9 protein-coding genes and 3 rRNA genes are annotated in these 14,675 nt (G+C 65.7%); 9 read left to right on the top strand and 3 right to left on the bottom strand.

Annotated elements, in window-relative coordinates; translation table 11 throughout:
• The first annotated feature begins 36 nt into the window (after positions 1 to 36).
• From AB0761_RS13265 to rrf, 9 genes are all read left to right on the top strand, one after another.
• On the top strand, positions 37 to 1,173 hold the full coding sequence (locus AB0761_RS13265; RefSeq protein ID WP_377269184.1) for an ABC transporter ATP-binding protein: 1,137 nt from the start codon (positions 37 to 39) through the stop codon (positions 1,171 to 1,173).
• A complete protein-coding gene (locus tag AB0761_RS13260) occupies positions 1,170 to 2,126 on the top strand; it encodes an ABC transporter permease (RefSeq protein WP_377269183.1) in 957 nt (318 codons plus the stop codon). The genes AB0761_RS13265 and AB0761_RS13260 overlap by 4 nt, the downstream gene beginning before the upstream one ends.
• On the top strand, positions 2,126 to 2,926 hold the full coding sequence (locus tag AB0761_RS13255) for an ABC transporter permease (protein WP_377269182.1): 801 nt from the start codon (positions 2,126 to 2,128) through the stop codon (positions 2,924 to 2,926). Before AB0761_RS13260 ends, AB0761_RS13255 begins: the two co-directional genes overlap by 1 nt.
• Positions 2,927 to 3,019: 93 nt before the next feature.
• A complete protein-coding gene (locus tag AB0761_RS13250; RefSeq protein WP_377269181.1) occupies positions 3,020 to 4,414 on the top strand; it encodes an NAD(P)/FAD-dependent oxidoreductase in 1,395 nt (464 codons plus the stop codon).
• 80 nt (positions 4,415 to 4,494) lie between these two features.
• Entirely contained in the window at positions 4,495 to 5,355 is an 861-nt protein-coding gene (locus tag AB0761_RS13245) for a hypothetical protein (RefSeq protein ID WP_377269180.1), read from the top strand.
• A gap of 130 nt (positions 5,356 to 5,485) precedes the next feature.
• Complete coding sequence (locus AB0761_RS13240) at positions 5,486 to 7,009, top strand: CoA-acylating methylmalonate-semialdehyde dehydrogenase (protein WP_377269179.1); 1,524 nt, start codon at positions 5,486 to 5,488, stop codon at positions 7,007 to 7,009.
• A 609-nt stretch (positions 7,010 to 7,618) separates the two neighbouring features.
• Positions 7,619 to 9,134: ribosomal RNA gene (locus tag AB0761_RS13235) — 16S ribosomal RNA — on the top strand.
• A 266-nt stretch (positions 9,135 to 9,400) separates the two neighbouring features.
• Positions 9,401 to 12,521 (top strand): 23S ribosomal RNA (locus tag AB0761_RS13230).
• A gap of 82 nt (positions 12,522 to 12,603) precedes the next feature.
• A 5S ribosomal RNA gene (gene rrf / locus AB0761_RS13225) occupies positions 12,604 to 12,720 on the top strand.
• The 16S, 23S and 5S rRNA genes sit together here, the layout of an rRNA operon.
• 69 nt (positions 12,721 to 12,789) lie before the next feature.
• On the opposite strand, the gene AB0761_RS13220 is transcribed toward rrf, so the two are convergent.
• The 3 genes from AB0761_RS13220 to AB0761_RS13210 form a co-directional block, all read right to left on the bottom strand.
• Positions 12,790 to 13,197: a hypothetical protein gene (locus AB0761_RS13220; protein ID WP_377269178.1), complete on the bottom strand. Its 408-nt coding sequence runs from the start codon at positions 13,195 to 13,197 to the stop codon at positions 12,790 to 12,792.
• Between the two features lie 121 nt (positions 13,198 to 13,318).
• On the bottom strand, positions 13,319 to 13,615 hold the full coding sequence (locus tag AB0761_RS13215; protein ID WP_377269177.1) for a hypothetical protein: 297 nt from the start codon (positions 13,613 to 13,615) through the stop codon (positions 13,319 to 13,321).
• Between the two features lie 89 nt (positions 13,616 to 13,704).
• A complete protein-coding gene (locus tag AB0761_RS13210; protein WP_377269176.1) occupies positions 13,705 to 14,565 on the bottom strand; it encodes a phosphatase PAP2 family protein in 861 nt (286 codons plus the stop codon).
• Positions 14,566 to 14,675: the final 110 nt, after the last annotated feature.

Below are 14,675 nucleotides of genomic sequence, written 5' to 3'. Positions count from 1 at the left end.
CGCCCGCACCGGCACACGTAGGGACAGCGAGACACCATGACAGAGCAGAACACCGCCGGCCAGGACGTCCACCTCGCCGGGATCTCCAAGACCTTCGGCGACTTCCACGCCGTACGGCCGCTGGACCTGACCATCCCGGCCGGGTCCTTCTTCGCCCTGCTGGGCGCCTCCGGCTGCGGCAAGACCACCACCCTGCGGATGATCGCCGGCCTGGAGGACCCCACCAGCGGCACCATCGTCATCGGCGGCCAGGACATCACCGCCCTGCCGCCCTACAAGCGGCCGGTGAACACCGTCTTCCAGAACTATGCGCTCTTCCCCCACCTCGACATCTTCGAGAACGTCGCCTTCGGACTGCGCCGCCGCGGCAAGAAGGACGTCAAGAAGCAGGTCGACGAGATGCTGGAGCTGGTCGAACTCGGCCCCTACGCGCGCCGCAAGCCGCACCAGCTCTCCGGCGGCCAGCAGCAGCGCGTCGCCGTCGCCCGCGCGCTGATCAACCACCCCCAGGTGCTGCTGCTCGACGAGCCGCTCGGCGCCCTGGACCTCAAGCTCCGCCGCCAGATGCAGCTGGAGCTCAAGCGCATCCAGACCGAGGTCGGCATCACCTTTGTGCACGTCACCCACGACCAGGAGGAGGCCATGACCATGGCCGACACCATCGCGGTGATGAACGCCGGCCGCATCGAGCAGCTGGGGGCACCCGCCGACCTCTACGAGAGCCCCCGCACCACCTTCGTCGCCAACTTCCTCGGCCAGTCCAACCTGCTGGCCGCCCAGGTCACCGGCAAGCAGGGCGACGACCTGCTGCTGGACGTCTCCGGCTGCCGGCTCACCCTGCCCGCCGGACGCACCGGCGCCGACCAGGAGCGGGTGCTGATCGGCGTCCGCCCCGAGAAGCTCACCCTCACCCACGCGGACGACGCGGGAAGCGTCGCCGAGGGCCGCAACCGGATCACCGGCACGGTGCTGGACGCCAGCTTCATCGGCGTCTCCACCCAGTACCTGGTGCGCTCGCCCTGGGGCCAGCAGATCTCCGTCTTCGAGCAGAACATGGAGCGCGACACCCGCATCGCCCCCGGCGCCGAGGTGGTCCTGCACTGGAACCCCGCCCATGCCTTCGCCGTCGACGCCGACCAGGACGTCCACGCCGGAGAGCAGGAGGCGGCATGACCTCCGACACCACCGCCGTCCTGCCGGGCGCCGGCGCGCCCGACGCGGGCGACCAGGGCCCCGTGCCCGCAGCCGTCGGCAAGGCCGCCCGCCGGCGCCGCCGCATCCCCTATCTGCTGCTGCTCCCCGGCATCGCCTGGCTGCTGGTCTTCTTCGCCCTCCCCACCGTCTACCAGGCCTCCACCTCCGTCCAGACCGGCTCACTGGAGAAGGGCTTCCGGGTCACCTGGCACTTCGCGACCTACTGGGACGCCATCCGCGAGTACGGCTCCCTCTACGGCTGGTCGTTCGTCTGGGCGGCCACCGCCACCGCACTCTGCCTGGCCCTGGGCTACCCGCTCGCGTACACCATCGCCTTCAAGGCGGGGCGCTGGCGCAACGTCATCCTGGTGCTGGTGATCGCCCCGTTCTTCACCAGCTTCCTGATCCGGACCCTGGCCTGGCAGACCATCCTCGCCGACGGCGGCTGGGTGGTCCGCACACTCAACGCCGTCCACCTGCTCGACGTCACCGACGCCCTGCACTGGACCCGCGACCACCGGCTGATGCAGACGCCCTTCGCGGTGGTCTGCGGTCTCACCTACAACTTCCTGCCGTTCATGGTGCTGCCGCTCTACACCTCGCTGGAGCGCATCGACCCCCGGCTGCACGAGGCGGCCGGAGACCTCTACGCCAGGCCGTTCACCACCTTCCGCAAGGTGACCTTCCCGATCTCGCTCCCCGGGGTCGTCGCCGGCACCCTGCTCACCTTCATCCCCGCCTCCGGCGACTACATCAACGCCCAGCTGCTCGGCGGAGTGCAGGACAAGATGATCGGCAACGTCATCCAGAACCAGTTCCTCACCCAGGTCGACTACCCGCTGGCTGCGGCGCTCTCCTTCATCCTCATGGCCCTCATCCTGGTCATGATCACTCTCTACATCCGCAAGGCGGGGACGGAGGAACTCGTCTGATGGCCGCGCTCACCCGATGGCTGCGCCGGCGTCTGGTCGTCATCGCCGCCGTCCTGGTCCTGGCTTACATGATCATCCCCAACATCGTGGTGATCGTGTACTCCTTCAACAAGCCCAACGGGCGCTTCAACTACACCCTGGACAAGTTCTCCACCGACGCCTGGCAGCACCCCTGCGACGTTGCCGGGATGTGCGACGCACTCGGGCTCAGCCTCCAGATCGCCCTCTACGCCACGGTCGGGGCCACCGTCCTCGGCACCATGATCGCCTTCGCGCTGGCGCGCTACCGCTTCCGCGGCCGGCCCTTCGTCAATGCGATGATCTTCATGCCGATGGCCATGCCCGAGATCGTCATGGCGGCCTCGCTGGGCACCCTCTTCCTCAACATGCGGGTCGAGTTCGGCTTCTGGACCATCCTCATCGCCCACATCATGTTCTGCCTCAGCTTTGTGGTGACCGCCGTCAAGGCCCGAGTGATGTCCATGGACCCCCGCCTGGAACAGGCTGCCCAGGACCTCTACGCCACCCCGGTGCAGACCTTCCTCAGGATCACCCTGCCGCTGGCCGCCCCCGGCATCGCCGCCGGTGCGCTGCTCAGCTTCGCGCTCTCCTTCGACGACTTCGTGATCACCCAGTTCAACTCCGGGTCCACCGTCACCTTCCCGATGTTCGTCTGGGGATCCGCGCAGCGCGGCACCCCGGTCCAGGTCAATGTGATCGGCACCGCGATGTTCCTGACCGCCGTACTGCTCACCGCAGGCGGCCAGTGGATCGCCAACCGCCGCCGCGCCCGCAGCTGACCCCGGACGCCGTTCACCGCCCAGCACCACCACTGCAGGCCACCACCGCCGACCACCGCCGACCGCCCATCCGCAGAAGGCAGTTGACACCGCATGGATCCCGCCTGGTCGCTCAAGGACGCCCAGCCCACCCCCTACTGGCTCGACGACCCCGGCCGCCCCGACCCCCTGGGCACCCTGGTGGGAAGTGTCAACTGCGATCTGCTGGTGGTCGGCGGCGGCTACTCCGGACTGTGGACCGCCCTGATCGCCAAGGAGCGCGACCCCTCCCTCGACGTCGTCCTGGTCGAGGGCCACGAGGTGGGCTGGGCGGCCTCCGGGCGCAACGGCGGCTTCTGCGCGGCCAGCCTCACCCACGGCTTCGGCAACGGCCTCCAGCGCTGGCCCGAGGAACTCCCCCAACTGGAGAAGCTGGGCGCCGACAACCTCCAGGCCATTGAACAGGCCATCACCCGCTACCGCATCGACTGCGACTGGGAGCGCACCGGGGAACTCGACGTCGCCACCGAGCCCTACCAGATCGACTGGCTCCACCAGGTCGCCGAGCAGGTCACCCCGTACGGCATCGACCTCACCGTCCTCGGCCCGGACGAGGTACGCGCCGAGGTCGACTCACCGACCTTCCTCGGCGGCCTCTGGGACCGCGACGGCGTCGCCATGGTGCACCCCGCCAAACTCGTCTGGGGCCTCCGGCAGGCCTGCCTTCAGCAGGGCGTCCGCATCTTCGAGCACACCCGTGCCACCGCACTGGAGCACAACGGCAGCGGCCTGGCCGTGCGCACCCCCTACGGCAAAGTCTTCGCCCGCCGGGCCGCCCTGGCCACCAACGCCTTCCCCTCCCTGGTGCGCCGGATCCGCCCCTTCATCGTCCCCGTCTACGACTACGCCCTGATGACCGAGCCGCTGGACGAACAGCAGCTGGCCGCCATCGGCTGGCGCAACCGCCAGGGGCTGGGGGACTCCGCCAACCAGTTCCACTACTTCCGGCTCTCCGCGGACAACCGCATCCTCTGGGGCGGCTACGACGCCGTCTACCACTACCGGGGCCGGGTACGCAGCGAGCACGACCAGCGCCCGGAGACCTTCCGCAGACTGGCCGGCCACTTCTTCCGCACCTTCCCCCAGCTGGAAGGGCTGCGCTTCACCCACGCCTGGGGCGGCGCCATCGACACCTGCACCCGCTTCACCGCCTTCCATGGCACCTCCCACCGAGGCAAGGTCGGCTACGCGGCCGGCTATACCGGTCTGGGCGTGGGCGCCACCCGCTTCGGCGCCGAGGTCGTGCTCGATCTGCTGGCGGGCGAGCGCACCGAGCGGACCGAGCTGAGGATGGTCCGGGAGAAGCCGCTGCCCTTCCCTCCCGAGCCCTTCCGCTGGGCCGGCATCGAGCTCACCAAGTGGTCCCTGGACCGTGCGGACCACCGCGCCGGCCGTCGCAACCTCTGGCTCCGAGCGATGGACCGGTTCGGCCTCGGCTTCGACTCCTGAGCCCGCCGCGCCCGCCGCCGCAGCCGCGGCGGGCGCGGCATTGCCCCGCGACCCGCACCCCGATGGGCGACACTGAGGCCATGGCAGCAGGAAACGGGCCGGTCGAGCCCCGCACCACAGCCGCCGCGCCTGCCGCGCAGGCCGCCGGGCAGCCCGTCGCGGAACCCGCCACGGAGGTTCTGGCGCCGGGGCAGTCCCGGCTGCTGGAGGCCGTGCTTCCGGCCTGCGCACACCACCATCTGGCGCTGGCCGGGACACCCGCACTGCGGGCGTACGGCCTGCCGGTCCCGGTCCGCCGCACCGAGGAGCTGGAACTGGTCACCGGGGACTCGACCCCGGTGACGGCCATCGCGGACGCCGTGGCCGCGACCGGCCGCGACGCGGGCTGCGAAGCCGCCCCGCAGACCCCCGGAACCCCGCTGCTGGCGAGCCTGCTGCTCACCCCTCCCTATGAGCCGCTCGCCCGTCCGGTGGCGGTCGCCATCGGCAAACGACCGCTGGCCCATCCACCGGTCTGGACCGATGCGGTCCTCGACCGGCCCGTGCCCCTGGTCTCCCGCGAGGACGCCGCCAGCCTGACCGTCACGGCGATGACCGACCGCACCCTGCCCGAGGACCTGCTGGCGGTGCACGCCCTGTCCGACTGGTTCAGTGAGGGCGAACTGCTCGCCATGGCGGGCGCCTTCGACGAGGACTTCCGCGCCGGGGCGCTCGCGGAGCGCCTCGACAAGCTCGCCTCGCTGGACGACGAGGCCTACCAGCGGTGCGGCGCGCCCGACGAACGGATCGGCGAGGTCAAACGATGGGCTCTCGCCTGGGCGCAGGACATCACCCTCGACCTCATGGAGGGCCGGGAGAACCCCGACTCGTACTACGACTCCGAGGACGACGGTGCCGCGGACGATGCCGCGGAGCCGGGGCAGGAGGCCGACGAGGTGTAAGGCGAACCGCCGACCCGGCGCCACACTGCTCGTTGAGCAAGCCGCAGGGCCGTCGGACACTGGGTATCGCGAGGCATTCCCCCGCGGATCCGTCGAACCGCGGGCCGCGCGACTTCGGAGGCAGACGACGTTGAGCAAGCACATCACCCACTGGATCGGCGGCACCCCCATCGCCACCGGCGGCGCCGCTCCGCGCCGCGGAGACATCTACGACCCGGCGACCGGCAGGGTCCAGGGACAGGTCGACTTCGCGGACATCGCCGAGGTCGACCAGGCGGTCAGCGCGGCCGTCGAGGCCTTCGCGTCCTGGCGGCACACCTCCCTCGCCCGGCGCACCCAGGTGCTGTTCGCCTTCCGGGAGCTGCTCAACGCCCGCAAGGACGAGCTGGCCGCGATCATCGTCTCCGAGCACGGCAAGGTGCACTCCGACGCGCTCGGTGAGATCGCCCGCGGACTGGAGGTCGTGGAGTACGCCTGCGGCGTCCCGCAGCTGATCAAGGGCGGCTTCACCGAGCAGGCCTCGACCGGCGTCGACGTCTACTCCATCCGCCAGCCGCTGGGTGTCGTGGGGATCATCTCGCCGTTCAACTTCCCGGCGATGGTCCCGATGTGGTTCTTCCCGATCGCCATCGCGGCCGGCAACACCGTCGTGGTCAAGCCCTCCGAGAAGGACCCCTCCGCCGCCAACTTCCTTGCCGGGCTGTGGAAGGAGGCCGGTCTGCCGGACGGTGTCTTCAACGTGGTGCACGGCGACAAGGTCGCCGTCGACCGCCTGCTGGAGCACCCGGACGTCAAGTCGATCAGCTTTGTCGGCTCCACCCCGATCGCCCGGTACGTCTACGAGACCGGCACCCGCTACGGCAAGCGCGTGCAGGCCCTCGGCGGTGCCAAGAACCACATGCTGGTCCTCCCCGACGCCGATCTGGACCTCGCCGCCGACGCCGCGGTCAACGCCGGCTTCGGCGCCGCCGGGGAGCGCTGCATGGCGGTCTCCGTCCTGGTCGCGGTGGACCCCGTCGGCGACCTGCTGGTGGAGAAGATCAAGGAGCGGATGGCCACCCTCAGGGTCGGTCCGGGCTGCAACGGCGACTCCGACATGGGCCCCTTGGTCACCGGACAGCACCGGGACAAGGTCACCTCCTACATCGACTCCGGTATCGCCGACGGTGCGGAGCTGGCCGTCGACGGACGCAGCCACGCCATCGTGGAGGCCGACGCCGAGGGGGCGACGACCGCCGACGGCTTCTGGCTGGGCCCTACCCTGTTCGACCACGTCAAGCCCGGCATGTCCGTCTACAACGACGAGATCTTCGGCCCGGTGCTCTCGGTGGTCCGGGTGACCACCTACGAGGAGGGCCTGGAGCTCGTCAACGCCAACCCCTACGGCAACGGCACCGCCATCTTCACCAATGACGGCGGCGCCGCACGCAAGTTCCAGAACGAGGTGGAGGTGGGCATGGTCGGCATCAACGTCCCGATCCCGGTGCCCGTCGCCTACTACTCCTTCGGCGGCTGGAAGGCCTCCCTCTTCGGCGACACCCACGCCTACGGCGCCGACGGCGTCCACTTCTTCACCCGCGGCAAGGCGGTCACCCAGCGCTGGCTCGACCCCTCCCACGGCGGCCTCAACCTGGGCTTCCCCACCAACAGCTGACCCTGCCCGACGATCGGCGGGGCCCCACCGAAGCGGTGGGGCCCCGCCGATTTGCGCGGGGCGGGCCGGTGGTCGTAGAGTTCCACGGTCGCTCGGCGGGGACGCTGTCCCGGGGCGGACTTCCTCTCATCACCACTCAGGCTCGATCGCTGCGGCGTCGGATCCGTCGGTCTGCTGTCTGCGGGGTCGTGTGCGGTGATTCGGGGAATTCGGCGAATTGGACCCGGTCGGGTGTTGTTCGCTAAGGTTCAATCCGTTCCGAGGCCGGGACACGCGGAAAGACTCGACAGAGAGATCTGATAGAGTCGGAAAGCGCCGAAAGGCCGAAGGAAATGCAGTGAGAAGCAGTGAAGAAGTAACCCCGCCAGCGGGGGTCGGAAAAGCGGTAAGCGGATCTGATAAGCTGGAGACACGAAGAAGGGAAGAGCCCGGAGGGGCCCGGAAGGGTTTCGATGGAAGCGTCCGTTCCTTGAGAACTCAACAGCGTGCCAAAATTCAACGCCAGATTTTTGAACCCTTTGGGTTCCTTTGAATGAAGTACAGCGAGGACGCTGTGCGCGGGTTCGGCTTATTCCGCCGGATGCCGTGCCGCTCTCGTGGATCTAAGCATTCACGGAGAGTTTGATCCTGGCTCAGGACGAACGCTGGCGGCGTGCTTAACACATGCAAGTCGAACGGTGAAGCCCTTCGGGGTGGATCAGTGGCGAACGGGTGAGTAACACGTGGGCAATCTGCCCTGCACTCTGGGACAACACCGGGAAACCGGTGCTAATACCGGATATGACGCACTCCTGCATGGGGGTGCGTGGAAAGCTCCGGCGGTGCAGGATGAGCCCGCGGCCTATCAGCTTGTTGGTGGGGTGATGGCCTACCAAGGCGACGACGGGTAGCCGGCCTGAGAGGGCGACCGGCCACACTGGGACTGAGACACGGCCCAGACTCCTACGGGAGGCAGCAGTGGGGAATATTGCACAATGGGCGAAAGCCTGATGCAGCGACGCCGCGTGAGGGATGACGGCCTTCGGGTTGTAAACCTCTTTCAGCAGGGAAGAAGCGCAAGTGACGGTACCTGCAGAAGAAGCACCGGCTAACTACGTGCCAGCAGCCGCGGTAATACGTAGGGTGCGAGCGTTGTCCGGAATTATTGGGCGTAAAGAGCTCGTAGGCGGCCTGTCGCGTCGGATGTGAAAGCCCGGGGCTTAACCCCGGGTCTGCATTCGATACGGGCAGGCTAGAGTTCGGTAGGGGAGATCGGAATTCCTGGTGTAGCGGTGAAATGCGCAGATATCAGGAGGAACACCGGTGGCGAAGGCGGATCTCTGGGCCGATACTGACGCTGAGGAGCGAAAGCGTGGGGAGCGAACAGGATTAGATACCCTGGTAGTCCACGCCGTAAACGTTGGGAACTAGGTGTGGGCGACATTCCACGTCGTCCGTGCCGCAGCTAACGCATTAAGTTCCCCGCCTGGGGAGTACGGCCGCAAGGCTAAAACTCAAAGGAATTGACGGGGGCCCGCACAAGCGGCGGAGCATGTGGCTTAATTCGACGCAACGCGAAGAACCTTACCAAGGCTTGACATACGCCGGAAAACCGTAGAGATACGGTCCCCCTTGTGGTCGGTGTACAGGTGGTGCATGGTTGTCGTCAGCTCGTGTCGTGAGATGTTGGGTTAAGTCCCGCAACGAGCGCAACCCTTGTTCTGTGTTGCCAGCGAGTAATGTCGGGGACTCACAGGAGACTGCCGGGGTCAACTCGGAGGAAGGTGGGGACGACGTCAAATCATCATGCCCCTTATGTCTTGGGCTGCACACGTGCTACAATGGTCGGTACAATGGGCTGCGATACCGCGAGGTGGAGCGAATCCCAAAAAGCCGGCCTCAGTTCGGATTGGGGTCTGCAACTCGACCCCATGAAGTCGGAGTCGCTAGTAATCGCAGATCAGCATGCTGCGGTGAATACGTTCCCGGGCCTTGTACACACCGCCCGTCACGTCACGAAAGTCGGTAACACCCGAAGCCGGTGGCCCAACCCTTGTGGGGGGAGCCGTCGAAGGTGGGACCAGCGATTGGGACGAAGTCGTAACAAGGTAGCCGTACCGGAAGGTGCGGCTGGATCACCTCCTTTCTAAGGAGCATATGGCCAGCTCGGGGCGAATGTCCTCGTGTGGTTGCTCATGGGTGGAACGTTGAATATTCGGCCGGTCCTCACTGTGGGGCTGTTAGTACTGCGCTTCGGCGTGTGGAACGCGGTTTTCGGGGTGGGGGTCTGGTTGGGCGCGCTGTTGGGTCCTGAGGGAACGGGTTTTTGGTTTCCTTGGTGCCGGTCCCATGCTGGGTGAGGTGGGTGGCTGGTCGTTGTTTGAGAACTGCACAGTGGACGCGAGCATCTGTGGCCAAGTTTTTAAGGGCGCACGGTGGATGCCTTGGCACCAGGAACCGATGAAGGACGTGGGAGGCCGCGATAGGCCCCGGGGAGCTGTCAACCGAGCTGTGATCCGGGGGTGTCCGAATGGGGAAACCCGGCAGTCGTCATGGGCTGTCACCCGCTGCTGAACACATAGGCAGTGTGGAGGGAACGCGGGGAAGTGAAACATCTCAGTACCCGCAGGAAGAGAAAACAACCGTGATTCCGGGAGTAGTGGCGAGCGAAACCGGATGAGGCTAAACCGTATGTGTGTGATACCCGGCAGGGGTTGCGCGTGCGGGGTTGTGGGTTTTTTCTTGATCGGTCTGCCGGCCGGTCGGCGAGTCAGAAACCGTATGGGTAGTCGAAGGGCATGCGAAAGGCCCGGCGTAGAGGGTAAGACCCCCGTAGACGAAATCTGTGCGGCTCGCTTGAAGAACACCCAAGTAGCACGGGGCCCGAGAAATCCCGTGTGAATCTGGCGGGACCACCCGCTAAGCCTAAATATTCCCTGGTGACCGATAGCGGATAGTACCGTGAGGGAATGGTGAAAAGTACCGCGGGAGCGGAGTGAAATAGTACCTGAAACCGTGTGCCTACAAGCCGTGGGAGCGTCGTTGCAGTCTTCGGACTGTGGCCGTGACTGCGTGCCTTTTGAAGAATGAGCCTGCGAGTTTGCGGTGTGTGGCGAGGTTAACCCGTGTGGGGTAGCCGTAGCGAAAGCGAGTCCGAATAGGGCGTTTGAGTCGCATGCCCAAGACCCGAAGCGGAGTGATCTAGCCATGGGCAGGGTGAAGCGCGGGTAAGACCGTGTGGAGGCCCGAACCCACCAGGGTTGAAAACCTGGGGGATGACCTGTGGTTAGGGGTGAAAGGCCAATCAAACTCCGTGATAGCTGGTTCTCCCCGAAATGCATTTAGGTGCAGCGTCGTGTGTTTCTTGCCGGAGGTAGAGCACTGGATAGGCGATGGGCCTCACCGGGTTACTGACCTTAGCCAAACTCCGAATGCCGGTAAGTGAGAGCACGGCAGTGAGACTGCGGGGGATAAGCTCCGTGGTCGAGAGGGAAACAGCCCAGAACACCGGCTAAGGCCCCTAAGCGTGTGCTAAGTGGGAAAGGATGTGGAGTCGCAGAGACAACCAGGAGGTTGGCTTAGAAGCAGCCACCCTTGAAAGAGTGCGTAATAGCTCACTGGTCAAGTGATTCCGCGCCGACAATGTAGCGGGGCTCAAGTACACCGCCGAAGCCGTGTCACTCACACAATACTTCCAACGAAGGTGTGGGTGGGTAGGGGAGCGTCGTGTGCCGGGTGAAGCGGCGGCGGGAGCCAGTCGTGGACGGTATACGAGTGAGAATGCAGGCATGAGTAGCGATACAAGAGTGGGAAACTCTTGCGCCGATTGACCAAGGGTTCCTGGGTCAAGCTGATCTGCCCAGGGTAAGTCGGGACCTAAGGCGAGGCCGACAGGCGTAGTCGATGGACAACGGGTTGATATTCCCGTACCCGCTATGAAGCGCCAGCGTCGAACCCAGTGATGCTAAGCCCGTGAAGCCGCCTCTGATCTCTTCGGAGTGAGGGGGAGTGGTGGAGCCGGTGGCCCGAGCTGGTAGTAGGTGAGCGATGGGGTGACGCAGGAAGGTAGTCCATCCCGGGCGGTGGTTGTCCCGGGGTAAGGGTGTAGGCCGAGTGGTAGGCAAATCCGCCACTCATGAGGCTGAGACCTGATGCCGAGCCGATTGTGGTGAAGTGGATGATCCTATGCTGTCGAGAAAAGCCTCTAGCGAGTTTCATGGCGGCCCGTACCCCAAACCGACTCAGGTGGTCAGGTAGAGAATACCGAGGCGTTCGGGTGAACCGTGGTTAAGGAACTCGGCAAAATGCCCCCGTAACTTCGGGAGAAGGGGGGCCATTGCTGGTGAGGGGATTTTCTCCCTGAGCTGGTGGTGGCCGCAGAGACCAGCGAGAAGCGACTGTTTACTAAAAACACAGGTCCGTGCGAAGCCGTAAGGCGATGTATACGGACTGACGCCTGCCCGGTGCTGGAACGTTAAGGGGACCGGTTAGTCTCGATTCGTCGGGGCGAAGCTGAGAACTTAAGCGCCAGTAAACGGCGGTGGTAACTATAACCATCCTAAGGTAGCGAAATTCCTTGTCGGGTAAGTTCCGACCTGCACGAATGGCGTAACGACTTCTCGACTGTCTCAACCACGGGCCCGGTGAAATTGCATTACGAGTAAAGATGCTCGTTTCGCGCAGCAGGACGGAAAGACCCCGGGACCTTTACTATAGCTTGATATTGGTGTTCGGTTCGGCTTGTGTAGGATAGGTGGGAGACTGTGAAGCGGCCACGCCAGTGGTTGTGGAGTCATCGTTGAAATACCACTCTGGTCGTGCTGGATGTCTAACCTGGGTCCGTGATCCGGATCAGGGACAGTGTCTGGTGGGTAGTTTAACTGGGGCGGTTGCCTCCTAAAGGGTAACGGAGGCGCCCAAAGGTTCCCTCAGCCTGGTTGGCAATCAGGTGTTGAGTGTAAGTGCACAAGGGAGCTTGACTGTGAGACCGACGGGTCGAGCAGGTGCGAAAGCAGGGACTAGTGATCCGGCGGTGGCTTGTGGAAGCGCCGTCGCTCAACGGATAAAAGGTACCCCGGGGATAACAGGCTGATCTTCCCCAAGAGTCCATATCGACGGGATGGTTTGGCACCTCGATGTCGGCTCGTCGCATCCTGGGGCTGGAGTAGGTCCCAAGGGTTGGGCTGTTCGCCCATTAAAGCGGTACGCGAGCTGGGTTTAGAACGTCGTGAGACAGTTCGGTCCCTATCCGCTGTGCGCGTAGGAGTCTTGAGAAGGGCTGTCCCTAGTACGAGAGGACCGGGACGGACGAACCTCTGGTGTGCCAGTTGTTCTGCCAAGGGCATGGCTGGTTGGCTACGTTCGGGAGGGATAACCGCTGAAAGCATCTAAGCGGGAAGCCTGCTTCGAGATGAGGGCTCCCACCACCTTGAGTGGGTAAGGCTCCCCATAGACGATGGGGTTGATAGGCCGGGTGTGGAAGCCCAGTAATGGGTGGAGCTGACCGGTACTAATAGGCCGAGGGCTTGTCCATAGTTGCTACGCGTCCACTGTGTTGTTCTGAAACAACGACCGACCCTGCCCCTTCGGGGGTTGGGTTGAGAGTTTCATAGTGTTTCGGTGGTCATAGCGTGAGGGAAACGCCCGGTTACATTCCGAACCCGGAAGCTAAGCCTTACAGCGCCGATGGTACTGCAGGGGGGACCCTGTGGGAGAGTAGGACGCCGCCGAACAATCATTGAGGAGAGGGGCTCCGCAGCCGAAAGGCCGCGGAGCCCCTTTTCGCATTCCCTGAACCGGGCTTAGTGGCCGAAGATATGCGGCCGATGGCGGTGCGTCGGGGCGTAGGACTGCCGGCTGGCACCCGCGAGAGGAATGTCCTCGTCGCTGACGGTCGCGCCCTGCTCGTCGAGGCGTGCGGCCATCGCGTCACGTTGGGCAGTAGCCACGTCGGCCTCTCGACGGGCGGTACGCAGCCGTACGCTCCGCCGGCGATGGTGCGCTGCACCCGCGGCCATCAGAGCCAGACCCAGCCCGAAGACCAGAGTCAGCGCGATGCCTGCCAGGAATGCACTGAGGTGGTTCATCGTGACGAGGTCGTGGCCGAACATCGTCACCGTGTATTCGGGTCCACCGCTGAGGTTGTACGCGATCAGGAGTCCGACGAACGCCGCCGTCGCACCGGCCAGTAGGAGTCCCAGCAAAAGCATGTCAGTCGCCTCGTTCTGCGTCGCTGCTTCACTTGGCTTGGTTCCATGGGGCGGCTACCCGCCCGTTATGGTTTGACACGCCAGAAGCGCCTGACGGCCGCCCGGGACCGGTCGGGGGCCGTCAGAACTGGTCCTCCCGCAGCACCTCGAGATTGAGGAACCTCGGGGTTCCGGTGCACAGGGCGCGCATCTGCTCCACGATCCGCCGGGTCTCGGGCAGGCTGCTGTTCGCCATGGCCTGTGCATAGGAGGGGAACTCCACGATGTCCACGTAGTGGTCGGGCCGGTCGTGGTCCTGGGTGTGGAGTTCGTGCGACGCGGTGCGTCTGCCCTCGGTGGTGCGCACCCACTCGTCGAAGACGTCGTCCAGCTTGTCCTTCTGCTCGGTCTCGTACTCGATGACCTGCACGAATGCCATCGCACCAGCCTCCTGTGGGCTGTGGAGCCGAAGTGGCCACCCGAGGAGTTCAGCATCCTGCGGGGGCGGGCCCGCTGCAAGGATTGCGCTCAGTCCCGGCCGTCGACGGCCGGCAGTACCCGCGCCAGCGCCCAGAGCACCACGCCCGCCAGACACCAGCCGGCCAGCACGTCGAGGAACCAGTGGTAGTGGCGCCAGAGCAGCCCGAGGCCCACGCCGGTGACGACCAGCGCAGTGCTCACGCAGAGCGCGGTCCGCCGCCGGAGCCGGACGGCCGCCCGGGACAGCAGCACAGCGGCGGTGCCATAGGCGACGGTGGCCGTCGCCGTGTGGCCGGAGGGATACCAGCCCCACTGGCCGGGCAGCAGCGGCGAGCCGTCCGGCCCGGGGCGCCCGAACCAGGCCTTGGCAGGAACCACCAGCGCCGGCAGCAGCAGCGCCGCCCCGGCGGCCGCAGTCATCGGCAGCCACCACCGGGGGTGGCCCGCCCGGCGGGTGAGCCAGGTGGCCAGCGCTGCGCAGAACAGCAGGACGGGGATCGCGACCACTGTGTTGCCGAGGTCGGAGAAGAGCTCTCCGACCCGGTCGGCGGCCGGGCGGAGGGTGCCTGCGGGCAGCGCCGCATGGGCGCGCGCGAGCGCGCTGCGGACCGCTGTGTCGAGATGCAGCAGCGGGCCGTGGTCGGAGACCTGCCAGCTGATGGCGAGGAGCAGGGTGAGCAGCGCTGCCGGGACCCACGGCGTCGCCAGGGCATGATGAAGCCGCCCCGGAGCAGGGGGGAGAGCTCCGGGGCGGCTTGGGTGATCGCCGTTCCGCTCGTCCCGGGGGGTGTGGGCCGGGCGGTCGGTCGATCGGCTCTGAGGCTGCGGACTCGCGTCCGACGGGTTGTCCTCGGTGGTGGCCCGGCCTTCCCCTGCAGGAGGGATGACCGGAGGTTGCTCGTTCTCCATCTGCGACGACAGTACGTCACCTGCCAGGCGATCCGGCTTCGGAACACCAGGTCGGCACGACATCTTCACCGTGGTGGCGGGTACCTCCACGACGTTCGGACGCACCGGTG

The organism is Peterkaempfera podocarpi, assembly GCF_042466665.1.
Taxonomy (GTDB): Bacteria; Actinomycetota; Actinomycetes; order Streptomycetales; family Streptomycetaceae; genus Peterkaempfera; species Peterkaempfera podocarpi.
This window is presented reverse-complemented; position numbering and strand designations above follow the sequence as displayed.

Coding starts and splice junctions, on each gene's coding strand:
- AB0761_RS13265 (WP_377269184.1), top strand. CDS start 37: ATGACAGAGCAGAACACCGCCGGCCAGGACGTCCACCTCGCCGGGATC.
- AB0761_RS13260 (WP_377269183.1), top strand. CDS start 1,170: ATGACCTCCGACACCACCGCCGTCCTGCCGGGCGCCGGCGCGCCCGAC.
- AB0761_RS13255 (WP_377269182.1), top strand. CDS start 2,126: ATGGCCGCGCTCACCCGATGGCTGCGCCGGCGTCTGGTCGTCATCGCC.
- AB0761_RS13250 (WP_377269181.1), top strand. CDS start 3,020: ATGGATCCCGCCTGGTCGCTCAAGGACGCCCAGCCCACCCCCTACTGG.
- AB0761_RS13245 (WP_377269180.1), top strand. CDS start 4,495: ATGGCAGCAGGAAACGGGCCGGTCGAGCCCCGCACCACAGCCGCCGCG.
- AB0761_RS13220 (WP_377269178.1), bottom strand. CDS start 13,197: ATGCTTTTGCTGGGACTCCTACTGGCCGGTGCGACGGCGGCGTTCGTC.
- AB0761_RS13215 (WP_377269177.1), bottom strand. CDS start 13,615: ATGGCATTCGTGCAGGTCATCGAGTACGAGACCGAGCAGAAGGACAAG.
- AB0761_RS13210 (WP_377269176.1), bottom strand. CDS start 14,565: ATGGAGAACGAGCAACCTCCGGTCATCCCTCCTGCAGGGGAAGGCCGG.